The sequence below is a fragment of the Cryobacterium sp. 10I5 genome, assembly GCF_035019865.1.
In the GTDB taxonomy this organism is placed as follows: domain Bacteria; phylum Actinomycetota; class Actinomycetes; order Actinomycetales; family Microbacteriaceae; genus Cryobacterium; species Cryobacterium breve_A.
The window spans coordinates 1-23718 of the sequence record NZ_JASJVI010000060.1 but is presented as its reverse complement, the minus strand read 5'-3'; the positions used below and the strand labels follow the sequence as shown (position 1 = coordinate 23718).

The window sequence follows — 23718 nt, the reverse complement described above, 5'->3', positions numbered from 1 at the left end:
GGGCCTGGGTCGTGGCCTCCGGCGTCCAGGAGACCACGACCTCGGTGCCGGCGCCCGGCCGCGACCAGACCGTGGCCGCCCCTCCCGGCACCCGGCGCATCCGGTCGACGATGCTGCGGGCGATGCCGAGGCGCTCAGCCGGGACGCCGGCGGGATCGAAGCCGACCCCATCGTCTCGGACGGTGATGCGGATGCCGGTGCCCAGCATCCGCGCGGTGACGCTGCGGGACACCGGCCGGGCGAGGCCGGCCCCGGCTGCGACCCGGGAGTTGCGCAGGGCCTCGCCGACGGCGCCGAGCAGGGCCGTCGCTGCTGCGGCCGTCACGGCGAAGCGGTCGTCGAGGTCGGAGCGGACGACCGCATCGGGGGTGATCTGGGCGGTGAGGGTGTCGAGCCGGCGGGTCAGCTCGGGGCTGGTTACGCGCTGCCCGGACGCCCGCTCCCTGACTGCGTCGAGGCGCACCAGGGTCGTGGCGGCCTGCTCGGCGAGGACGCCGGCCGGGATGCCGCCGCGGCCGGCCATCAGCAGGGTGGAGATGACGCTGTCGTGCACGAGCGCGTCGATCGCCACTCGCTCGCGGCTGCGGGCCACTCCCGCGGCGGCGGCGGCGATCTCCGCCCGGGTGGCGACGGTCGCAGCGTCGACCCGGACGGCATTGCGGCGGGCCGCCATCATCAGGCCGAGGAAGACGCCGACGAGAAGAATCGAGTATGCGGCGTCTTCGAGTCCGACGAGGATCGGCAGGGAATCCGTCGAGGTCGCGGCGCGGACAAGTCCGCTGAGGGTGCACGCAACGATGAGGTAGGCCCAACCGACGCGGTCGCGGGTGGCGACTCCGACGGCCAGGACGGGCACCCCGGTGAAGGTCAGGGCCCAGGGGATGTCCGCGCCGGCCGGGAGCGGCGTGGCCCGGAATGACAGCCAGAAAACCAGGATCACGAGGAACACGACCCCCTCGGCGAGCGCGATCCGGCGCAGCAGCCGCAGCGACGCCCGTCGGGACAGCACCCCGAGCATGACGGGCAGCCCGAAGACGAGGGCCCAGGCCAGACCTGCTCCGAGCGGATGCGGCGACCACAGCTGGGCGAGAAAAGAGTCGTAGCTGAGGAGGCAGAACACGACCGCGGTCGGACCGATCGACGTGTAGAGCACCCGGGCGAGGCGCTCGGCGGCGGTCAGGCCGGCGAGCGGGCGCCGGGTGCGCCTCACGACTGGCCGGGGACCGGCAGGATGCCGTCTTCGAGGGCCCGCTTGTACAGGTCGATCTTCGTGTTGGCCGGGCGCCCGACGCGCTGGTACTTCGAGCGGACCCGCCGGATGTAGTCGATCACGGTCGCCTCGGCGAGGCCGGTGCGGGCGGCGACGAGCGGGGCCTTCGCGCCGGCCGCGTAGAGGGAGAGCACCTCGCGTTCCCGCGGGCTGAGCCCGGCGTCGTTGAGCTCGGGGTCGCCGTCGAGGGCAGCCGCCCACTCGGTCGAAGGGATCGGTTCCCCCGAGGCTGCGCGGATCACAGCGTCGAGCAGCACCGCGGTCGGTTCGGACTTGCGCACCACGCCGAGCACCCCGCTGCGGGCGGCCGTGCGCATCAGCAGCGCGTCATCGCCCGCTGTGAAGGCCAGGACGGCGGAGCCCGCGGCCCGTAGCCGGTCGACGTTATCTCCGACAGCGGAGTCGTCGGACAGCCGCAGGTCGAGGATCACCAGGTCGACCGGGTGGCTCGTCTGCGCGGTCGATTCGAGCAGTTCGGTCACGGTCGCGACCGTCGCGACGACCTGGATCTCGGGGATCGTCGAAAACAGGGCGGCGAAACCGCGCGCGACGATCTCATGATCGTCGATCAGGGCAATACGGTAGGTGGGCACGAGAACCTTCGGGTAGGCCATACTGGTGGCGGCAACGGCGGCGCGGTACTGAACGGTACTACGGGGCGGTGCTGTAGACCGGCGGAGCTGAACCTGCTGCCGGGGGTATTCCTATTGCCGCCGCGCCCGTTCGGGTGCCATCGGAAATGACGGCTTTTCGAAGACGATGTGCTGGTCCTATGGTGAAACCGGGGGAACGCGCCGGGGGGCATGTGGGGCGCTCGCGGTCTCGCCAGGGACGACGTCTTCTGGGGAGCCGGCCGGGCGCCCCCTCCCCGCGTTCATGGCCCGATGGCCGAGCCGTCCGCCGCTCTCCTCGAGATAGCAGGAGCCGCACAAGGACTCATAGGTGACGAAGGCCCCGTCGATCGCGACCTGGTCACCGTCGAAGACGAAGCGCCCGTCGATCTTGCGGCCGTTGAACACGGCCTTGCGCCCGCACCGGCAGATGGTCTTGAGCTCTTCAAGGCTGTGCGCGATTTCGAGCAGGCGGCGGCTGCCGGGGAACGCGACCGTCTGGAAGTCGGTACGGATCCCGTACGCCAGGACGGGGATGTTCTCGAGGATCGCGATCCGGAGCAGGTCGTCGACCTGGGCCTCGGTGAGGAACTGCGCCTCGTCGACGAGCAGGGCGCTGACGTCGAGCCCGTCGCGGGCGACGACCTGCGCGCGGTGCTCCTGGAAGAGGGCGTACGTATCCGTCTCGGGGGTGAGCAGGAAGTCGACGCCGCGTGTCACGCCGAGGCGCGAGAGAATGCCCCGATCACCCTTGGTGTCGACGGACGGCTTGGCGAGCAGCACACGATGACCGCGCTCCTCGTAGTTGTATGCGGCCTGGAGCATGGACGTGCTCTTGCCGCTGTTCATCGCTCCATAGCGAAAGTACAGTTTTGCCACGGTACTGGAATCCCCCTCTGCGCCACCCGGCGCGTTCGTCTGCCCCGGGTCAGTTCAGCGTACTGGGCGTGCGAGGCGTCGGCGTTCGGGGCCGTGCTCCGCGTCGAACTCGAGGGTCACGAGCGGACGACGGCCGGACGCCCGGCTCGTGGAGACGCGTACCCGCCCGAACACCACGTGCAGGACGCCGAGGTACGGCCGCAGCAGGGCGCGCACGGCCCGGGCGGGGAGGTCGATGCCAACCTGGATCGTGACCTGGTCGAGGCGGGGGGCGGATGCCGGGGCCCCGGCACCCGGGGCGGTCTCGCGCCGGGGCCCGCGGTCGGGGATCGTGCGGAGCGGGGAGGTGCTCAGCGGGATCTCGGACGTCGTGGTGAGCGGGGACCTGGTCAGGGCGGGCCGCGGGGACCCGGTGCCCCGGAACTCGTCGCCCGCGGTGACCTGCACGACGAGGCTGCAGGGGTCGAAGCCCTTCGCCGCGCAGAGCGCGCCGAGCAGCGCTGCGGTCGCGGCGCGCTGGTCGGTGTGGAATGCGGCGGCGCGGCGGTCGGGATCGGCGACGACGAGCAGCGGGGTGATGCCGCGGGCCAGGAGTGCCGCGCGCTCCCTGGCTACGGCCGCGTCGAGCCAGGTCTTGTCGAGCTCGCGGAGGAGCGCCTTGCGCACGTCGGCGGCGAGCGCACCCGCGCGAACGATGTCGGCCTTCGTGATCTCGCCGTGGTCGAGCACCTCGGTGAGGAGGGGGAGCACGCCGGTGGCGAGCTCGGTGCGCTGCTGCTCGACGACGGCCCTGACCACACGTGCCCGGGTCTCCTCGGTGCGCTCGATGATCGCGCGGCGGGCATCCGTCTGCCAGGCGAGGAGGGAGCCGACGAGTCGACGGGAGTAAGCGGCCCCGGCGAGCGCGGGAGCGAGGACCTGGGTGACCGCGACGGTGACGAAGACCACGGGCGGCACGTCGATCGAGTGGAAAGGGGCCTGCACCCAGGTGACCGCGGCGACGATGACGGCGAGGACCCCGGCGGATGCCGCGATCTGTCGCCACGGCCGGTACGGGGCGAGGCCCAGCAGGAGCAGGCCGATCGCCACGGGGCCGAAATCGTCCTGGATCAGGACGTTGTGGTTCCAGCGCGAGGCCTGTTCGAGCAGGTATGCGACGAGGGCGAGCGCGGCGATCGCAGAGTGCGCGCCGCCCCCGAAGGGCGCATTCCTCGGGCGGGAGGCGAAGACGAGCAGGATCGCGGCGAGGGTGACGGCCACGATCGCGAGGGAGCCCAGGGGCGCGTTCCCGGCCTGCACGGCCTGATCCGCCTGGGTGACCGTGGTCACCGCCGCGGACACTGTGATGATCACGGCGATCGCCGGCGCGAGCGGCCATGCGGCGAGGGCTCCGAGCGGGTCGAGTTGCTGCTGGGTCAGGGAACTGCGGCTCACAGCGGCCAGCCGATCCCGGCGTCGCTCGCGGTGTCGCCGGACGGATCGGATGCCGGGCCGCTTGCCGCACCGGTGCCGGGCCGTTGGACGGCGTCGCCGGGGGGTGCCGGCACGGTCAGGAGTACGGAGGTGCCCGCGCCAGGACGGGTCATGATCGTGACCGAGCCGCCGAGGCGTTCGATCCGGCGGCGGACCGCCTGGCGGAGGCCGAGGCGGTCGGCGCCGGTCTCCGATTCCGTGAAGCCGCGGCCGGCATCCATCACCATGACGGAGAGATCGTGGTCGGTGGATTCGATGACGACCTCTGCGGAGACGATGCCGGCGTGCAGGATGACGTTGATGAGGCATTGCTGCACGGCGAGGCCGAGCTCGCGGTCGGCGACCGCGTCGAGACGGCCGAGGGCGGCGCGCTCCCCCGTGACCTCGACGACGAGGCCGCGGTCGCGGCAGCGTTCGATCGCGGAGTAGACCGCGCTGTCGAGCCAGCCGTCCGGTCCGGAGAGCCGCTCGTCCGAGTCGGTGAGCCAGCTGGTGCCGTGCAGGGTGTCGACGGTTTCACGGATGCCGGCGGCCAGGTGCGGACCGAGCGGCCCGGGGTGGGCGTGCACGAGCGCGACGAGCTGGTTGAGCGTGGTGTCCTGGCTGAGGGCGACCGCACGCACGTCGAGTTCGTGCCGCAACAGCCGGGACTGGTCCTCCTGCAGGGCGCGGTGCATGGCGAGCTGGACCGGACGGTGCCTGCGCCGGCCGAGGCCGCTCACGAGCATCACCCCGACGAGGAAGAGGTACGTCGACACCGTGAATGCGTCGGGGTGGTACGGCACCCCGGTATCGAGGGCGGCGAGCACGGTCACGGTCTCGGCCAGGATGAAACCGGCGGTGCCCCAGAGCACACCGACGAGGGCGCCCGTTCCGACGCCGCCGACCATCAGGAGCGCCATCTTCGGCATCGACACGAGGAAGACGTCCGAGCTGTGGAAGAGCTCGGGCAGCCCGAGCAGGGTCACGCTGACGACGTAGGTGACGACGGCGCCCACGAGAAGGTAGACGACCGAGAGGAGCACGGTGCGGTGGCGGGACAGCAGGAAGAGAAGGATCGCCATCACGAGGATGCCGAGCAGGCTCACGCCGATCTGAGCGCTCGGATGGCTGATCCCGAGCACCGCGAGCGAGACGAGGGAGCCGATCAGGCAGGTGAGGCCGAACCAGTGAGCAGCCTGGGCCAGGGCACGCCCGACCGAGGTACCGACCAGATGGTCGGGGAGGCCTAGGGTCATTGCCGCTCCGTTCTCCGTCGATTATCGCATCCGCCGGACTCCTTCTTGCGTGAAGGGTCGCGAATCGAGGTTCGCGCGAGCGTTGAACGTCGATCTGCGACACCTCAGCGGATGGCGGGGGTTCAGAACAGGGTCGGGTGCAACTCAGGAGGGAGCTCGCCGGCGATGAGCATCCCGTAGCCTGGCCCGGGCCGGCTCGGGAATGCCGGGACGGCGGCCGGGCGGGCGAGCGCACGGGAGCGGACACCGCCGGTGACGGGGTCCTCGATTCCGTGCTCGAGCCCGTGGGCCCGGATCAGCGGCTTGATGCGAAGGGCGAGCCATTGCCGGTAGCCCTTGGGGGCGTAGGCGTTGCGGCCGTAGAGCTCGTGGTAGCGCGGCACGAGGTCGGGGTGGTCCCTCGCGAGCCACTGCATGAACCAGTCGCGCACTCCCGGCCGCAGGTGCAGGGCCGTGTACATCACGTCGGAGGCCCCGGCGGCCTGTGCCTGGCGGAGGGCATCGTCGAGGTGGGCGCGGGTGTCGGTGAGGAACGGCAGGATCGGCATCATGAACACGGAGCAGCGGAGGCCGCGCTCCCTGATCGCGGTCACGGTGGCGAGGCGCGCTGCCGTGGACGGCGTGCCCGGCTCGACCGCGGACTGCAGTTCGTCGTCGTAGATCGCGATCGAGAGGGCGAGGTCGACGGGCACGAGCGTGCTCGCCTCGACGAGCAGGTCGAGGTCGCGCCGGATCAGGGTGCCTTTGGTCAGGATCGACAGCGGGGTGCCGGAGTCGGCGAGCGCCGCGATCACGCCCGGCATCAGTCGGTATCGGCCCTCGGCGCGCTGATACGGATCGGTGTTGGTTCCGAGTGCGACGGCATTGCGCTCCCAGGATGGCCTGGCCAGCTCCTTGCGGAGAACCTCGGCGACGTTGACCTTCACGATGATCTCGTTGTCGAAGTCCTTGCCCGCGTCGAGGTCGAGGTAGGTGTGCGTGTTGCGAGCAAAACAGTTGTGGCTGATGACCCCGTTCGCGATGAAATCGCCGGTCCCGGTCGTGATGTCGATCATGTCCATCGTGGTCCCCAGGTCCTCCACGGACACGACCTGGAGCAGCGCCGCGGATTTCACGGCGGCACCGGCGATGGACAGTTTCCGGTCGATCGCTGGCCCTACGAGACTGAAGAACCGAGAACGCATCGGCAGCCCGCCGGTGACCCGAACACAGCGAACGCCGTTCGGGCGCGCACCCTCCAAGACGTGATCAATTCCCAGTGCGGACAGAGACGACTGAATGTTCGCGAGGATCGTCGCGTCCTTGTTGCTGATCCGCAAAACGCCCTGCGAACACGACCCTTCGGCATCGAAGACACCGGCCAGAAACCCGGCATGCCAATCGTCGTCGGGGTCGTCAACCCAGCGGATGAGCTCCGTTATCCGGGCGAACGACGCGGCCTTGCCGGAGTAGATCGAGGTCAGGGCGCGCCTGGTGAGGGATGGTGCGGAGAATGGGCGAGTCTGCGTGACCACTCCCTCCTGTTCGAGGAACAGGCGCGAGCGGTTGAGCGCCTCGACGTCGGTCAAGGCAAGCCGGAAGAGCCGCACTTTGTTTCCGCCGCCGGCCCGACGTGGATAGTCGCGAGAGATCATCATTCCGTCACCGCGAATCATTCCGGTCAAGTACCCCCGTCGGTAGCTCGGCGCGAAGTAGTTCGGCTGTGTCGCCTGAGTCAGCCCGTTGAGCCCGAAACCCATGAGTTTGTTGTTCTCGGTCAGGTAGGGACGTTGGCCGTCCCCGCGCGTGGCGCGGGTGACGAACTTCCAGCCACGCTCGGTGAGGAAGCGATGGTCTGCGCTGGCCACGACCTCGGTTCCGTCCGCGAGGGTGACGCGGTAGCCGCGCTTTCGGGTGTCCCACGCAGCGAGCACTGTGGTTTGCACATACCGCCGGTAGGCACCGACGGTCTCCGTGCCCATGATCGCATCGCCAACCCTGACCTGCCAGAGCGGCTTCTGCCGCCCGTCGGCCATCAGGATGAGTGTTTCCGGACTCAGGCAGTATGTACACGCATGAGAGCAGCCCCGGTAGGGGTTGATCGTCCAGCCGAACGGCATGGCGCTCTGGCCGGGCACCCGGTTGAGCGCGGACTTGGCCAGGATCTCGTGGAAGGTGATCCCCGCGAACTCGGGCGTCCGCACGCTCCGCACCAGGTTGTTCAGCCGGGCAAGGCCGGGAAGCGCTCCCGCCTGTTCCGTCGTGAGTTCCTGCCCGCTCCACCGCATACCCACATTCGAACACACGTTCGATATCTGCGCAAGGGTGGGGCGGCATCCGCCCTCACCGATTCGACGGAGATTTTGTCTAGAACGGGCCGAAACCGCACGCTCACGTCAAAAAAACTCACAAACTCCGTCGAATTCGTCAGGGGTTGGTGAGGTGCAGGGTCGCCGCGGTCGCGGCGAGGGATGCCGCGGCACGGGCGGGGTCGTCCGACAGGGTCGTGCCGAGGCTCGGGATCAGTTCGCGGAGGCGAGGCTCCCAGGCGGGGTACTGCTCGGGGAAGCAGCGCTGGAGCAGGTCGACCATGATCGGAGCCGCGGTCGACGCCCCGGGGGACGCGCCGAGCAGGCCGGCGATGCTGCCGTCGGCCGAGGTGATGACTTCGGTGCCGAATTGCAGCACGCCGCCTTCCTTCGGGTCCTTCGTCATGACCTGCACGCGCTGGCCCGCGGTGATGAGCTCCCAGTCGGCCATCTTCGCCGTCGGCATGAACTCCTGCAGGGCCTTGAGCTTGGTGGCGCGGGAGGCGAAGACCTCTCCGAAGAGGTACTTCATCAGGCCGACGTTGTGCCGGGCGACGGCGAGCATCGGGCCGATGTTGTGCCCGCGTACCGAGAAGGGAAGGTCGAACCAGGTGCTCGACTTGAGGAACTTGGGGGTGAACCCGGCGAAGGGTCCGAAGAGCAGAGAGGCCTCTCCCTCCACGTGCCGGGTGTCGAGGTGCGGAACCGACATCGGCGGCGCGCCGACGGCCGCCTTGCCGTAGACCTTCGCCTGGTGCTCGGCGACGACCGCAGGATTGGTCGTGCGCAGGAACTGGCCGCTGATCGGGAAGCCGCCGAAGCCTCGCACCTCGGGGATGCCGCTCTGCTGCAGCAGGGCCAGCGCACCGCCTCCGGCACCCACGAACACGAAGCGCGCCTTGACCGTGCTGGGGTGCCCGCCGACGAGACGCCGGAGGTTCAGGCGCCAGGTGCCGTCGGTCAGCTTCTTCACGCCGGTGACCTGCTGGTTGACGTGGACGCCGACGCCCTTGGTTGCGAGGTCGTCGAAGAGGTAACGGGTGAGAGCTCCGAAGTCGACGTCGGTGCCCGACTCGATCCGGGTCGCGGCGATGCGCTGGTTCTTCGGCCGGTTCTTCGTGAGCAGCGGGGCCCAGGTGCCGATGACAGCCGGATCCTCGCTGTATTCCATCCCGTGGAACAGCGGCTGGTCCTTGAGCGCCGCGAACCGTTTGCGCAGGTACTCGACGTTGGACTTGCCGTGCACGAACGTCATGTGCGGAGTCGAGTTGATGAACTTCGTCGGCTCGGGCAGGACGCCGTCGATGACCAGGGACGACCAGAGCTGGCGGCTGATCTGGAACTGCTCGTTGATGCTCACGGCCTTGTCGGCGGTGACGCTGCCGTCCTTCGCCTGGGGCATGTAGTTGAGCTCGCACAGGGCGGCGTGTCCTGTCCCCGCGTTATTCCAGGGGTTCGAGCTCTCCTGGGCGACCTCGCCGAGTCGCTCGTAGACCTCAATGCTCCAGTCGGGCTGCACCTGTTTGATCAAGGTGCCGAGAGTGGCGCTCATGACGCCGCCCCCAATGAGTACGACATCAACCTGCGCCATTGGATTCACACGTTCGAGTGTAACGCCGCGCGCCCGGGCGCCTGACCGCGTCCCCATCCCGTTGATCACCCCGTTCGGGCAGCGAGACAAAGCCCTTAAACGGGCAATGAACTGTCAGACGATACTCCTGCGTAACATATTTGTCGAACCCCCCCTATAGGGTGGGTTCGTGCATTCGTCCGGCTCGCGTACAGGTCTCGTCCTCGGCATCATCGCCCTGGCGCTGCCCGTCCTTGCCCTCGGCGCTTTTGTCAGCCTCTTCGCCCTTCAGGTACCGGGAGGTCAGACCGTGAACCCGCTCGCGACGACGACGTTCTATGTCAACCCGTCGTCGTCGGCATCACAGGCCGCAGCGGCTGCAGCCGAACGGTCCGGGGCAAGTTCAGCCGAAGCGACCGCCCTGAACCGGCTCGCCGACCAGCCGGCGGCGATCTGGCTGACACCGGAAAAGTATCCGCTCGACACGGTCGGTGCCGAGGTCGCGACGATCACCGACGCCGCGGTCAAAAAAGGGAAGACCGCCGTCTTCGTCGTCTACGGAATCCCCAACCGGGACTGCGGCAACTTCTCCGCCGGCGGGCTCTCGGTACTCGAATACCCCGGCTGGGTTCAGGCGATCGCAACGAGCCTGACGCTGCGCGAGGCCGTGGTGATCCTCGAGCCCGACGCGCTCAGCCTCGCCACCCAGTGCAACAACGTCGAAGAGCGGGTACACGAGGTGCACACCGCCGTCGACCTCCTCGCGCCGACGCGGGCCACCGTCTATCTCGACGCCGGCCACTCCGAATGGATCGCCCCGTCCGCCATGGCCGGGCTGCTCAACCGCTCCGGCATCGCATCCGTGCGCGGTTTCGCCACCAACGTCTCGAATTACATGGACTCAGCGGCCGAGCACACGTACGCACAGCAGCTCTCCAGCCTCACCAACGGCGCCCACTACGTCATCGACACCTCCCGCAACGGCGCGGGCTCGAACGGCGAGTGGTGCAATCCCCCCGGCCGCGCCCTCGGGGTCCTGCCCTCCGTCGTCACGAACCAGGGCGCCCAGGATGCCAACCTCTGGATCAAGCAGCCGGGCGAGAGCGACGGAACCTGCAACGGCGGCCCTACCGCTGGGGACTGGTGGAACGCCCAGGCACTCGCGCTCACAAGGGCCGCCGGATGGTAGGCCCCGGTGCCGGCGCACCACACTTCGACAGCACACCGTTCATTGTTCGATTTCGGTCGCAGGCCGATCCAGCTAGGAGATAGATATGGAAACAACGGAGAGTGAGCGACGCGTTGCCGTCATCATCGAGGACGACGACGATATCCGTCATCTCCTCGAGGCCGTTCTGACCCAGGCCGGTTTCGACGCGATTGCGACGAGCAACGGTGTCGACGGCGTGCGCGCGGTGCGAGCGTACGACCCGATCGTCACGACCCTCGACGTGAGTATGCCGGGCATGGACGGCCTGGAGACGGCGAAGCGCATTCGCGCCTTCAGCTCGACCTACATCGTGATGCTCACCGCGCGCGACGAGGAAATCGACACCCTCCAGGGCCTCGAGGCCGGCGCCGACGACTACATGACCAAACCGTTCCGCCCGCGCGAGCTGCGCGCCCGGATCGACGCGATGATGCGACGCCCCCGCCAGGCCCTCGTCTCACCGTCCTCGACCTATGCGGATGCCGCAGCCGCGGACGGCTCCGACGACTCCGGTTCCCAGGCCTACCCGGCCTACCCGGCCGCTCCAGCCGAGCATGCGGCCGCAGAGCACTCCGGCGCCGAGTACGCTCAGGCCGCATCCGCGTCAGAGTATGCGCCCGCGCCGCCGGTCGAATACCGGCCCGCTGCCTCGGCTCCGCAGTACCAGCAACCGCCCGCCGCGCAGCCGACGACGTACCAGCAGGCGGCGCAGCAGGCTCAGGCCCCGCAGTACCAGCAGGCTCCGCCGACCCAGCAGGCTCCGCCGACCCAGTACCAGCAGGCCCCGCCCGCGCAGGCCGTACCGCTTGCGCAGTACCAGCAGGCCCCGCCACCCGGCTACGTCGTCGCGCCGTCGGGTTGGGCACCGGCCCCGATCGAGTACACGCCTGCGCCCCCGCAGGGCTGGGTGCCCGCACCGAGCCCTGCGGCTCCCCCGGTGGCCCAGCCGCCGGCATCCACCCCTTCGAACGCGCTGGCACTCATCGAGCCGCAGGCCCCGGTTCCGGATGCAGCGGACTGGATGGAGCACAACGGCCTGCGCCTCAGCCCGGAGATGCGTCTCGCAGTGCTCGGCACGGCGGAGCTCGACCTCACCCGCACCGAATTCGACCTGCTCGCGGCTCTGCTCGACTCCAAGCGCCGGGTGCGCAGCAAGGCCGACCTCGCGCTCCTGTTGCGCGGCGAAAGCTACGTGACCGCGTACTACGTGAACGAGGCCGACAAGCGTGCCGTCGAGGCGCACATGGGCAACCTCCGCCGCAAGCTCGGCGACAGTCTCACGACCCCGCGGTGGCTCGAGACCGTGCGCGGTGTCGGCTACCGGCTGGCGGCCTCCGAAGACGACTGAGGTTCGGCTCTTCGCCGAAGCCGTGCAGGGGCGGGCCTGAGGCCCGTCCCTGCTTCAGTGTTGCGCGCGTTGCGCGGGGAATTCCCAGCGGCGCGGCGGCGCCGCATGGTCACCGTCATGGGACTGCTGCCCGTGGTGGGCCTGTTGTTGCGCTTGCTGCTCCTGCCAGGCCTTCTGCGTGCGCTCGGCATCTTCTGCCGTGGTCGCCAGCACGGCGAGTTCGGCACAGGTCGCTTCCCCGACCTCGATGAGACGCGGAAGGTGCCGCAGGCAGCCGGGCACGTCATTGCGCGCCAGCGCAGTGTGCACGAGGGCAGCGGTCGCTTCGAGCACGACGGCTCCCACCATCGTGCTCGTCGACCGGATGCTGAGGAGGACGACGTGCGCTTCTTCGAGGTCCGGCCGGGCGAGGGACTCTGCGAGCCGCTCGGCCCGGCTCGGCCACAGGGCGACGAAGTCGCGCAGGAAACGGTGGCGCAGCGAGGTGTCGCCGCCCACCTGGTTGAGCAGCGTCTCGAGCGCCCCGTCTTCGAGTAGAGCGATCACACCCGGTAGCCCCGGTGTCGCTTGACGAGCGTGCCGAACATGGTGAGGGTCTGGATGATCGTGGTGACTCCGAGGATTGGCCAGCCGATCCAGAGCACCGTCGACTGCGCGACAACGGGCAGCTGCAGCCAGATGAAGACCATCGCGGCGAAGAAGGCCGTCGCGAAGATGAGTGGGAAGAGGAAGGCGTTGCCGGACCCGCGCTCGGCCTTGGCCTGCTCCGCCCAGTTGTCGACCTGTTTGTTGCTCGCGAACTTCGTCCAGGCCCTGAGGAAGTGTCCGATTCGCACCCACATGTAGATCTCGGCGGGGAACCACGCCAGCGCAAAGAAGAAGTCCCGCCCGTTGCGGTTCTTCATCGACCAGGCCGTGCGGAAGTTGAGCATCAGGGCGACGAGGGGCGGGATCAGCCAGATCGGGCTGAACACGAAGGCATTGATCGACAGGGACGCGGCGAGCAGCACGATGAACAGGCCGCGGGTGATGATGTTGACGGCCATCGAGAAGTTCTCGAGCCAGCGGAGGCGGAGATTGGGGTGGAAGGGCTGGCCCTTGGTGTCGCCGCGCTGGCCGGGCCACATCAGCTCGATGGCGCCGAAGTTCCATTTGACCTGCTGGGCGTCGAGGCCGCGCAGGGTCGTCATGCCGCCGACGTTGGCGCGGGCCTGGGCGCTGATCTTGGTCAGGTACCCGGCGCTCTTGATCTGCAGGGAGAGGAGGGAGTCCTCGACCTCGCTGTCCTTCACCCAGGGGGTGGACTGCTTGCTGTCGATCATCACCTCCTGGAGGGTCCGGATCGAAAAGATCGAGAACTGGCCGCCGAGCACGGCCATGTTGCGCCCGCGGAGCATGTTCTGCATGTTGAAGGCGGCGAACTGGGTGCGCTGGCCGGCAATGAGGAACTTGCCCATTGTGCCGTCGATCTGGCTGTCGTCGATGCTGTAGATGGCGGAGATTCCGCCGACGCGGGTGTCGGACGAGATCTCGGCCTCGAGGTGCCAGACGGCGCGGGGGTCAGCGGTGGTGTCTCCGTCGACGCCGAGAAGGTAGTCGCAACCCTCGATGAGCGAGAAGCCGTAGTTGAGCGCACCGACCTTCTTGTCGGGGTTCTCCCCGATGTCGTGGATGAAGATCTCGGTGAACTGCTCGATGCCATCGGTCATCCGCATGTGCGGGCCGGCGTAGTGGCTGGCGATCTCGACCGTGTCATCCGTCGTGTTGTTCACGACGACGTGGATCACGTCCGGAAGGCGGGTCTGGGCGAGCAAGGAATCCAGGACCGAGGCGATGGAGTCGGCCTCGTTGTATGAAGGAACGATGCACCCGATGGTCGGGCGGAACACGGGCAGAGCGTCGACGATTTCCGTGAAATCGTTCGCGTAGGCCGCGAGGGAAGGGTCAACCGGGGGCTGGGCCTTGACATACGGGGAATTCTGGGGGTTCTCGTTCACAGGTCTAACTCTGGCATCCGAAGCGCAACTTTTGCCACATCCCCGGTCAAGGTCTCCGCAAGATAAGCTCAAGCGAAGCCCCCTGAACGGGTGTGAACCACACGATCCACGGGAGTCCTCATGCCTGCTCGTTCCCTCTCACGAGTGCTTCCCGCACTTGGTCTGGGTCTTCTGCTCACTGCGGGTCTGAGCGGATGCGGCCAGGCACCCTGGTCGACGGGTCTCGCCTCCTCGAGCACGCCGACGGCGACGTTCTCGGTGGCACCGATCATTCCGGTGATCAACGATCTCGCGACCGGTTCGACAACCCGCAACCTCAGGGCCGGAGACGTCACCCTCGCCGTCAACTACTGGTCGACGCTCAACATCGGCGAGTGGACTCCCGCCGCGAACAAGCCGATCAGCTTCTCGCTGATCGGAACCCTCGGCACGGACGACGGCCAGGCCGTCTACCTCTCCCGGGTGAGCGTCGTCGCTTCGGTCAAGGGCCCCGGCGGCCCGCTGACCGCCCCGCCCGCCTCGGTGGACCAGGCCTCGATCGCACCCGGCTATCTGATCAAGACGCCGTACAGCTACAGCCAGACGTTCATCCTGCCCGCCGTCGATCCCGCTGCGACGAGCATCACGCTGGCATTCACCTACGAGGTCCTCGTGCAGTCGACGCCGACCTCAGCGGCCTTCGCCAAGTCGACGGCGAGCGACGAGATCACCGTCGCACTCACCCCCGCCGGATAGTCCCCGGCCGGGTGGATTCCGCGACGGGGTCCGTCGGGTTTCAGACGGCTTCTGAGACGACCGTGATGTCGTTGCCGCCGCCGCGCTTGAGTGTGCGGATGGCCTCTGTCACGGCCGACGTGAGCACGCCGAGCTCGTAGCCGTGGTCGAAGGTGTCCGCGATGGCGAAACTCGCGGTCAGGCGGATCCGAAAGGAGTCCGTGACCGGTTCGTCGACAAGCGCCGTCTGGATGCGTTCGGTGATGCCCCGTGCCTCCGTTGCGGACGAGACACTCACCAGAATGAGGAAGCTGCCGGCGGCGGGGTGCCCGATCAGGGCCATCACAGGCGAGCTGTACCGCAGCGTCTGGGCGAATCGGGCTATGGCGGCGTCACCGGCGGTGCGCCCGAAGGCGGTGTTGATCTCCGGGAGGTTGTCGATGTCGGCACCGATCACGGCGAGTCCGAGCTGCCAGCGGTCTGCCCTCTCGATGTGGTCGGTCGCGGCCTGCACGAAGGCGCTCGATGTCATCACACCCGCGGCAGAGTGGATGCCATCGGTGAAGTCCCCGACGGCGTTGTTGCCGAGCTTCTCCGCGCGGAGGATCGAAATGGCGATGGAACCGACCACGATCAGCGACATATTGACGATCGACGCGGATCCAGTGCCGAAGAACCGGGAGAAATCCCGGTCATCGGTGCCGAGAGCGACGAAGGCGACCACTCGCGCCGACGTGTAGATCGCGACGATCCAGAGGCTCAGCCCCAGGATCCTGCCGTTGATGTTCCTGCCGAGCCTGCCCCGCAGCGCCTCGGAACCGCCCAGGGCGCCGAAGGCGGCCATGGCAACCCAGGTCACGGCTGATGCACCCCAGGCGTCTCCTCCTGGCGCTGTGATGAGCGTCCAGATCGCGACGACCGCGCCGGCTGCCCCGACGGTCCAGAGCAGGGACTCCCGCGAGTTGTAGACGCGCGACCCGCTCCAGAACGCACCGGACACCACGACAAGGCCGACGTTGCCGACAATGAGGCCCCACCAGCTCGATGCCCCGATGATCGCCACACCGTAGCCGAAGGCGACGGCGATTCCCGCGATGAAGGCGAGGCTCCAGAGTTTTCCCGCAGGGTCATTGCGGTTGAGGGCTGTGTTGAGGATGAACGACACCCCGCAGAGCACGACGATGAGCGCGCTGACGATAAAGAGCGTGGTTGAGTCCAAGTGCTGGCCCCCTTCTGCGGGTCAGTCTATCGGCTGGCGACCGACGTCAGGGGGAGCGTGAAGACCACCACCGAACCCTTTCCCTTGGTGGATTCGAGGCGCAGGTCTCCGCCGTGCTTGCGCATGATGTCCCTGCTGATGCTCAGCCCGAGCCCGGTGCCGTGCACACTGGAATTCCGTACGGAGTCCGCGCGGTAGAACCGGTCGAAGAGTTTGGTCTGTTCCTCTGCCGTCATGCCCCTGCCGGTGTCCGAGATCCGCAGCAACGCGAGCCCGTCATCGACGGCCAGGGTGACACCGATCCGCCCGGCATCGACGTTGTACTTGATCGCGTTCGAGAGCACGTTGTCGACGACCTGCCGCAACCGGAACGCATCCGCTTCGACCGTGACAGCGGGAAGGGCGTCGACATCGAATCCGATGCTGCGCTTGGCGGCTGACGGGCCCGCGGACTCGAGGGCGTCCGTGACGATCCCGGCCAGGTCGCACGGGGCGACGTTGAGCAACGGCTCGTGCTTGGAATCACTCGCATCGGTCAGCAATCCGGAAACCATCTCGAGCAGTCGGTCGGAGTTCTTCGACGCGACCTCGAGCATGCCCCTGGTCGACGGGTCGAGCCGTTCGTCGTCGAGAGCGAGCTCGAGGTAGCCGAGGATGGAGGTGAGTGGGGTGCGCAACTCGTGCGACACCGAGGCGACGAGGTCGTCGCGAGCCTGGATCGCCCTGACTTCCGCGGTGACGTCTCGCGAGACCATCACACCGCCGTCGTAGTCGCCGTTGTCGTCGATGATCGGCCGCGCGGAGACCAGGAGAGCCGCCTGCTGCTGACCTGGTTCGCCGACCCAGACGGTGAGGCGGTCGATGGTCTCCCCGCGGAGCGCCCGGGAGTAGGGTCGGTCGCTCTCGGCGTACGCGGTCACTCTGTCCTCGTGGAAGACCGTGCTGACCACTGCCGGCCGGTTGTCGCTCGTGCCGTAGAGGGCGAGCAGCTCGCGCTGGGCACGGTTCAGGAAATTCGCTGTCGAGGTGCGATCGAAACCGACGACCCCGAAGTCCACCGCATTGAAGAGTTCGTCGAGGGTCTGCTCCTGTCGGCGGGAACGGCGCAGGGCCGACTCGAACAGGCCGGCCTGCTGGGTGAGGAGCACGCGCTGGGCCGCTGCGCGTTTTGTCGTCAGGTGGGTCGTCACCGCGACGAAGCCCAGCATGGCCGGGATCATCGCGAGCTGGGGCACGTCGGCCAATGAAATGGGCACGGAACGGAACAGGGTCCCGCCCCAGATCATGACGGCGGCCAGGATGACGCTGCCCGCTGCACCCCTCGCTCCGAAGTGCGTCGAGAGCCAGATCACGGGAAGCACCAGCAGGAAACTCGCGCCGATGGCCGCCTGGGCCTGCCAGATCAGGACGATCGCGATGATGTCGACGACGGGCAGCAGGATGATCCAGTACTTGGAGTGGTCGCTCCACGTGACGAGGGCGCTGACGGCCGTGACGATGAAGATCAGGAGCACGCCGAGGAAGAACATCGGGGCGCTCAGTCGCTGGATCGCGGTGAGCCCGGTGACGGCGACGAGGAAGAGGGTCGCGCCGGCGAGGAGGAGTTGGGAGAGGAAGACGGAACGATCGAGGCGCGACGGATTCGACCTCACCGCGCGGTTCGTCCCGGTCTCACTCATGGACTGAGACTATCGGTCAGGGTGCCGGGGCTGCAGCAGGTGCCTCTGCGGCAACGGGCGGTTCGATCGCGAGGTCGACCGCGGGGAGGACCGCGGGTACGACCGCAGGGACGACCGCGGCGGCTCCGTAGCGCTCGAGACGGGACAGGGTCTTCTCGAAGCTCTCCGGAACGCCGTAGTGGAATCCCTGGGCGCTGCGGATGCCGATGGCCGCGAGGTGCCTGACCATCGCCTCGTTCTCCACGCCCTCGACGATCATCGAGTACTCAAGGTTGTCGCCGAAGCCCTGCAGGGCGGTGAGCACCTCGCGCTGGCGGATGTCGTCGAGGTCGTCGACGAGGCTGCGGTCGATCTTGAGAATGTCCATGGGCATCCGCACGAGTGCGTCGACCGAGGAATCCTGGGAGCCGTAGTCGTCGAGGGCGATCAGCAGCCCCAGGTCGCGCAGCCGGTCGGCCTGCGAGCGGATGGCGGGGGTCACCCGTGCGACCGAACGCTCGTTGAGCTCGAGGCAGAGTGAGATTCCCGGGTACCGCCCGGCGAGGTCTTCCATGAAGGTACCGACCCGGTCGGGCACGATCTGCCCGGCCTCGACGTTGATGGCCATGCACGTGACCCGGGGTTCGACGAGGCGGAAGTCGGCGGCCGCGGCCATGGCCTTCACGGCGACCTGCCGGGTGAGGGCGTCCATCCGGCCGAGTCCCTTGGCCTTCTCCACGATGGACGGCGGCGACAGCGGGCCGAGAACGGGGTCGTTGTAGCGGACAAGTGCCTCGAACGCCCAGATCTGGCCGGTGACGAGGCTGACGATCGGCTGGAACGCGAGTTCGAGGAGGTCCTCATCGATGGCGTGCGCGATGATGTCGTTGATCTGGGAGGAGCGGTGGCTCGAGATGTTGATACTGCTCTCGTTGGCCGGTCCGCCGCGACGCCGCGACTTCTTGATCGCGAGCATGGCCCGGTCGGCGTCCTGCACGAGCTGGGAGACATCCATCTCCCGGTGGGCCGAATAGGCAAGACCGATGCTGAGCGTCGGGGTGTAGCTGCTCGAGCCCAGAGTGAGCGGCTGCACGGAGGTCTCGAGGATGCGTTCGGCGATCTCCTTCGCCTCGCCGAGAGAGGCCAGGTGAGTGAGGATCACGACGAATTCGTCGCCGCCGACCCGAGCGACGACGTCGCTCGGTCGCACGACCATGCGCAGCCTGCGGCCGAGTTCCCTGAGCAGGTCGTCTCCGCTCTGGTGCCCGTGCCGGTCATTGAGACGCTTGAAATCATCGAGGTCCAGGAACAGGACGGCGAGGGCCTCCGAATAGTCACGGTGGTCGTTGATGTTCGCGAGCGCCGTCTGGAAGGCCCGGTAGTTCGGCAGGCCGGTGAGGGGGTCGGTGTTGGCGCGGGCGGTGAGGCCGCCGATGTTGTAGTGGGCGCTCATCGCTAGTTCGGCCGCGCGGGCGAGGGCGTTGAGTGCGCTCCTGTCGTCGGCGGTGAAGACGCCACCCATCGGCTCGCGGCCCGCGACGACGAACCGGGTGTCGGACTCGGACAGCAGGATGGGGGCGCTGATCTCCCCGACGCGCGCCGCGTGGTCGCGCACGGCGACGTACTCAACGCCGATGGTCGTCCGCACGGCCTCGTGAAGCAGTGCGAGGACCCGGGAGGTAGCCTCGGCATCGTCCTCAGGCCCGGACTGGACACGGCCGGCGGAGATGTCCTCGCGCCCGGCGGCGCCGAGCGCCGCAGCGCCCGTGATGAGTCCGGTGAGCCGGCTGCGCATCGTGACGACGCGGCCGATGAGCTTGATCCCGACGCCGACGAGGGTGAAGGCGAGCAGGGTTGCAATCACGAACACGATCGGGTCCCGGCTGACGGCCAGGCCTGCGTCGTGGAAGACCACGACGAGCGCGGACAGGAGTGCACAGCCGAGCACCATCAGCGCCAGCCGCGCCGGCGCGATCAGGGGGCCGGTGCGGTTCGCGATCGGCCGGACCAACACCATCCGCAGGTATTCGATGATCGCGACGAGCGCGACATACGCGGCGCCGGCGCAACCGGCGGCGAGATAACTGGGGAGGCCGAAGGCGGTCGCGTCTGCGAGGACGGCGACGGCCGCGGCACTACCGGTTCCCGTGAGTCCGGCACTGTAGAGGGCGACGTCGACGCGTCGGGAGCGCACCAGGACGATGAGCAGCACTCCGAGGACGATGGCGCCGGCCGCGGCCAGCGGGCTGACGACGGTGTAGAGCACGGGCAGCACCAGGATGGGCAGGCTCACGACGGGGCTGCGATGCCGTTCAGGGCCCAGGCGCACCCAGCAGACGTTGAGCGCTGCGGCGCAGAAGACACCGGTGGCGGCGACCCACCAGGCGGACCCCGGCTGACCGGTCAGCGACAGGATCGCGGAGACCACGACGACGCCGGCGATGGTCGCGAAGAGTGCGATGATCACGCGCCGCACGCCCTCTGAAACGCGATACCCGCCCATGGTGTTCCACAGTAGTGCACGCGGTCCGGCGGTCGCCTCCGCGACCGGAAAAGTCACCGTCGGTCAGGACGCGAGCAGGTCCGCGGCGACGAGTTCGGCGATCTGGACGGCGTTGAGCGCGGCGCCCTTGCGCAGGTTGTCGTTGGTGATGAACAGGGCCAGTCCACGCCCATCCGGCACTCCGGGGTCCTGGCGGACCCGACCGACGAAGCTCGGGTCCTTGCCTGCGGCCTCGAGCGGAGTGGGGACGTCCGTGAGCACGACGCCCGGAGCATCCTTGAGCAGCTCGAGCGCACGGGCGACCGAGAGCGGGTTCGCGAATTCGGCGTTGATGGACAGGGAGTGGCCCGTGAAGACCGGCACCCGCACGCAGGTACCCGAGACAAGCAGGTCGGGCAGTTCGAGGATCTTGCGACTCTCGTTGCGCAGCTTCTTTTCCTCGTCCGTCTCGAAGAGTCCGTCGTCGACGATCGAACCGGCGAGCGGAACGACGTCGAAGGCGATCGGGCGCACGTACAGCACGGGTTCGGGCATCGGGACGGCGGACCCGTCGTGGACGAGCTGGAGGAGGTTGTCGCTGTGCGCGGCGGCGCGGATCTGGCTCGCCAGTTCCTGGGCACCGGCGAGGCCGCTGCCGGACACGGCCTGGTAGGTGCTCACGATCAGGCGCTGCAGCCCGGCTTCGTCGTGCAGGACCTTGAGCACGGGCATCGCGGCCATCGTGGTGCAGTTCGGGTTCGCGATGATGCCCTTGACCGCGTGGTGAATGGCTTCGGGGTTGACCTCGCTGACGACGAGGGGAACGTCGGGATCCATGCGCCAGCCGGAAGAGTTGTCGATCACGGTGACGCCCGCAGCGGCGAACCGAGGGGCCTGGATCTTGGACAGGGTCGCGCCCGCGGAGAAGATCGCGATGTCGAGCCCGGTCGGGTCGGCCGTCGCGGCGTCTTCGACGACGATCCGATCGTCCTTCCAGGGCAGGGTGGTTCCGGCCGAACGTGCAGAGGCGAAGTAACGGATGCCCGCGACCGGGAAGTCCCGCTGCTCGAGCAGGTGCCGGACGACGGCGCCCACCTGGCCGGTTGCGCCGACGACTCCGATGTGGATTCCTGCTGTGCTGCTCACGATTTCTTCCCTAGTATCTGTCTGTCGTGCTGTCTAGCGTGCTGGCTGTCGGTCTGATTGCGGGTGGGGCGGCTCAGCGGCCGGTGCCGCCGTGCACGACGGCTTCGGCGTCGTCGTCGAGGTCGAACGCGGTGTGCACGACCCGAAGCGCCTCGTTGATGGTGTCTGCGCGGGTGACGACGGAGATGCGGATCTCGCTCGTCGAGATCATCTCGATGTTGATCCCGGCCTCGTAGAGGGCGGCGAACAGCTTCGCGGAGACACCGGTATTGGTGCGCATGCCGGCGCCGACGAGGGCAAGCTTGCCGATCTGGTCGTCGTACTGCAGGCTCGCGAACCCGACATTGCCCCGCTCGTTGGTCAGCGCGGTGAGGACCCGCTGTCCTTCCGACTTCGGCAGCGTGAAGGAGATGTCGGTCAGCCCGGTGGCGGCGGCCGACACGTTCTGCACGATCATGTCGACGTTGGCGTTGGTGTTCGCGACGATCTTGAAGATCTGCGCGGCCTTGCCGGGGATGTCGGGAACGCCGACGACGGTCACCTTGGCCTCGCTGAGGTCGGCGGCGATCCCGGCGATGATGGGCTCTTCCACTTTTTCTCCGATCAGGGATTCGGTCGTGCTGGTAACGGGGGGCGTTCCGACGGTTCCGTCCGGGAGCGCGGTCGCCGGGTCGGTCGTGTCGGGGTTGTACACGATCGTGCCGAGATTGTTGTTGAACGAGGAGCGCACGTGCAGGGTCACCCCGTGCCTGCGGGCGTATTCAACGGCCCGGATGTAGAGGACCTTTGCGCCGGCGGCGGCGAGCTCGAGCATTTCCTCGCTCGAGATGCGGTCGAGCTTGTGCGCCCGGGGTACGACGCGCGGGTCGGCGGTGAACACGCCGTCGACATCCGTGTAGATCTCGCAGATGTCGGCGTTCAGTGCGGCAGCGAGGGCGACGGCTGTGGTGTCCGAACCGCCGCGGCCGAGGGTCGTGATGTCCATCGTGTCGCGGTTGAAGCCCTGGAAGCCTGCGACGATCGCGACGGCGCCCTCGTCGAGGGCCGAGCGGATGCGACCGGGCGTGACGTCGACGATACGTGCGGCGCCGTGGTGCGCGTCGGTGATCATGCCGGCCTGGCTGCCGGTGAAGGAGCGGGCGTCGTAGCCCATGCTCTTGATCGCCATGGCGAGAAGGGCCATGGAGATGCGTTCACCCGCGGTGAGGAGCATGTCGAGCTCGCGTGGTGCCGGGATCGGGGTGACCTGGTGGGCGAGGTCGAGTAGTTCGTCCGTGGAGTCGCCCATCGCGGAGACGGCGACGACGACCTCATTACCGGCCTTGCGGGTGTCGACGATGCGCTTGGCGACGCGCTTGATGCTTTCGGCGTCTGCGACGGATGATCCGCCGAACTTCTGCACGATCAAGCTCACGTGGCGCTCCTGGGGGTTCGGGTCTGCGGGCATGGCGGGCATAGCCCCTCTCCCATCCTAAATGCTGATGTATTCGACACCGGCAATGTGACGCCACGCACGGGAGGGTCGGGCTGGCGCGCGGCCCGGGTCAGTTCGTGACGGTGCGGCGGCCCTCGAAGGCACGGCCGAGGGTGACCTCGTCGGCGTACTCGAGGTCGCCGCCGACGGGCAGGCCGGAGGCGAGCCGGGTGACCGTGATCTCTAGGGTCGTCAGCAGGCGCGAGAGGTAGGCCGCCGTCGCCTCGCCCTCGAGGTTGGGGTCCGTCGCGATGATGACTTCCTGGACGGTGTTGTCGGAGAGGCGCTGCAGCAGCTGGCGGATGCGAAGCTGGTCTGGCCCGATGCCGTCGATGGGACTGATCGCCCCGCCGAGCACGTGGTAGAGACCCTTGAACTCGCGGGTGCGCTCGATCGCGACGACGTCTTTGGCCTCCTCGACGACGCAGATCATCGCGGGGTTGCGGCGCGGGTCTCGGCAGATCATGCACGTGGGCTGCTCGGAGACGTTGCCGCAGATCTCGCAGAATCGCACCTTGTCGCGCACCTCGAGGAGGACATTGGCGAGGTGGGTGACGTCGAAGCTCTCGGTCTGCAGAATGTGGAACGCGATGCGCTGCGCCGACTTGGGTCCGATTCCGGGCAGGCGGCCGAGTTCGTCGATGAGTTCCTGGACGATTCCTTCGTACATGGGTCAGTCGCCTCTGGTTCGGGGTGCCGGTTCGTACGGCTGTTCTTCGAGGAAGGTCGCGCCGAGGACCTCGCGGACGACGGATTCCCCGTAGCGCTGCTTCTCCTCGAAGGCCGGGCTGCGCCTGCCGTTCGGGGCGATAGTGTTCGGCCCGGTGTGCGTGACGTTGCGGTCGACGGGTGCCTGTTGGGCCTGGGGTGCGGGAGGCACCTGGCGCGGGGCCGACCGGTTCTGACCCTGTCGGGCCGAGCCCGCGTTGCGGTCCGGTGGGGTGTCCTCGTCCGGCGGCACGTCGCTGTCGTCGTAGGGCGGCGGTTCGTCGTCGTAAGGCGGTTCGCTCTGGCGGGCAGCGGATGCCGTCGGACGGGGTGCCGACGGCGCCGAGGCTACCGGGGCTGCCGCGGGATTACGCCGCCGTCCTGGCGACCAGGCAGAGCGCCGTCGACGAGGGTCTTGACCCCGACGGCGACA

19 protein-coding genes are annotated in these 23718 nt (G+C 68.2%); 3 read left to right on the top strand and 16 right to left on the bottom strand.

What is annotated here, in order from left to right; all coding sequences use genetic code 11:
- The 7 genes from QN350_RS13995 to QN350_RS13965 all read right to left on the bottom strand — a co-directional run.
- Nucleotides 1-1210: hypothetical protein (locus tag QN350_RS13995; RefSeq protein ID WP_323516738.1), on the bottom strand; the 1210-nt coding region annotated here is incomplete at its 3' end.
- Entirely contained in the window at nt 1207-1863 is a 657-nt protein-coding gene (locus QN350_RS13990; RefSeq protein WP_322138031.1) for a response regulator transcription factor, read from the bottom strand. The genes QN350_RS13990 and QN350_RS13995, both read right to left, overlap by 4 nt.
- A gap of 177 nt (nt 1864-2040) precedes the next feature.
- Entirely contained in the window at nt 2041-2760 is a 720-nt protein-coding gene (locus QN350_RS13985) for a thymidine kinase (protein ID WP_322138032.1), read from the bottom strand.
- 54 nt (nt 2761-2814) lie between these two features.
- A complete protein-coding gene (locus tag QN350_RS13980; RefSeq protein WP_322138033.1) occupies nt 2815-4194 on the bottom strand; it encodes a hypothetical protein in 1380 nt (459 codons plus the stop codon).
- Nucleotides 4191-5471 carry a sensor histidine kinase gene (locus QN350_RS13975; RefSeq protein WP_322138034.1) on the bottom strand — a complete coding sequence of 427 codons (1281 nt, stop codon included), beginning with the start codon at nt 5469-5471 and terminating at the stop codon, nt 4191-4193. The genes QN350_RS13980 and QN350_RS13975 overlap by 4 nt, the downstream gene beginning before the upstream one ends.
- A 122-nt stretch (nt 5472-5593) precedes the next feature.
- Nucleotides 5594-7738 carry an intein-containing Rv2578c family radical SAM protein gene (locus QN350_RS13970; RefSeq protein WP_322138035.1) on the bottom strand — a complete coding sequence of 715 codons (2145 nt, stop codon included), beginning with the start codon at nt 7736-7738 and terminating at the stop codon, nt 5594-5596.
- A gap of 139 nt (nt 7739-7877) precedes the next feature.
- Entirely contained in the window at nt 7878-9311 is a 1434-nt protein-coding gene (locus QN350_RS13965; protein ID WP_416347737.1) for a malate:quinone oxidoreductase, read from the bottom strand.
- Between the two features lie 208 nt (nt 9312-9519).
- Here QN350_RS13965 and QN350_RS13960 point away from each other — a divergent pair, with 208 nt between their 5' ends.
- Nucleotides 9520-10518 carry a glycoside hydrolase family 6 protein gene (locus QN350_RS13960; protein ID WP_322138036.1) on the top strand — a complete coding sequence of 333 codons (999 nt, stop codon included), beginning with the start codon at nt 9520-9522 and terminating at the stop codon, nt 10516-10518.
- An 85-nt stretch (nt 10519-10603) separates the two neighbouring features.
- Nucleotides 10604-11887 carry a response regulator gene (locus QN350_RS20030; protein WP_416173007.1) on the top strand — a complete coding sequence of 428 codons (1284 nt, stop codon included), beginning with the start codon at nt 10604-10606 and terminating at the stop codon, nt 11885-11887.
- A gap of 54 nt (nt 11888-11941) precedes the next feature.
- On the opposite strand, the gene QN350_RS13945 is transcribed toward QN350_RS20030, so the two are convergent.
- Both QN350_RS13945 and QN350_RS13940 read right to left on the bottom strand, forming a co-directional pair.
- Nucleotides 11942-12433, bottom strand: coding sequence for a hypothetical protein (locus QN350_RS13945; protein WP_323502560.1), 492 nt, complete (start codon nt 12431-12433; stop codon nt 11942-11944).
- Nucleotides 12430-13884 carry a glycosyltransferase family 2 protein gene (locus QN350_RS13940; protein ID WP_322138038.1) on the bottom strand — a complete coding sequence of 485 codons (1455 nt, stop codon included), beginning with the start codon at nt 13882-13884 and terminating at the stop codon, nt 12430-12432. Before QN350_RS13940 ends, QN350_RS13945 begins: the two co-directional genes overlap by 4 nt.
- Nucleotides 13885-14004: 120 nt before the next feature.
- Here QN350_RS13940 and QN350_RS13935 point away from each other — a divergent pair, with 120 nt between their 5' ends.
- Entirely contained in the window at nt 14005-14619 is a 615-nt protein-coding gene (locus QN350_RS13935; RefSeq protein WP_322138039.1) for a hypothetical protein, read from the top strand.
- A 40-nt stretch (nt 14620-14659) separates the two neighbouring features.
- Here the strand turns inward: QN350_RS13935 and QN350_RS13930 are convergent, their stop codons facing one another.
- From QN350_RS13930 to QN350_RS13900, 7 genes are all read right to left on the bottom strand, one after another.
- Nucleotides 14660-15817 carry a GGDEF domain-containing protein gene (locus QN350_RS13930; RefSeq protein ID WP_281535928.1) on the bottom strand — a complete coding sequence of 386 codons (1158 nt, stop codon included), beginning with the start codon at nt 15815-15817 and terminating at the stop codon, nt 14660-14662.
- A 26-nt stretch (nt 15818-15843) separates the two neighbouring features.
- Nucleotides 15844-17496, bottom strand: coding sequence for a sensor histidine kinase (locus tag QN350_RS13925; protein ID WP_323502562.1), 1653 nt, complete (start codon nt 17494-17496; stop codon nt 15844-15846).
- A gap of 16 nt (nt 17497-17512) precedes the next feature.
- A complete protein-coding gene (locus tag QN350_RS13920; protein ID WP_323516735.1) occupies nt 17513-20035 on the bottom strand; it encodes an EAL domain-containing protein in 2523 nt (840 codons plus the stop codon).
- Between the two features lie 6 nt (nt 20036-20041).
- On the bottom strand, nt 20042-21103 hold the full coding sequence (locus QN350_RS13915) for an aspartate-semialdehyde dehydrogenase (protein ID WP_134534228.1): 1062 nt from the start codon (nt 21101-21103) through the stop codon (nt 20042-20044).
- A 73-nt stretch (nt 21104-21176) separates the two neighbouring features.
- Complete coding sequence (locus QN350_RS13910) at nt 21177-22517, bottom strand: aspartate kinase (protein ID WP_281536107.1); 1341 nt, start codon at nt 22515-22517, stop codon at nt 21177-21179.
- 130 nt (nt 22518-22647) lie between these two features.
- Entirely contained in the window at nt 22648-23247 is a 600-nt protein-coding gene (gene recR / locus QN350_RS13905; protein ID WP_134534232.1) for a recombination mediator RecR, read from the bottom strand.
- Nucleotides 23248-23250: 3 nt separating this feature from the next.
- On the bottom strand, nt 23251-23538 hold the full coding sequence (locus tag QN350_RS13900) for a hypothetical protein (protein ID WP_323516732.1): 288 nt from the start codon (nt 23536-23538) through the stop codon (nt 23251-23253).
- Nucleotides 23539-23718: the final 180 nt, after the last annotated feature.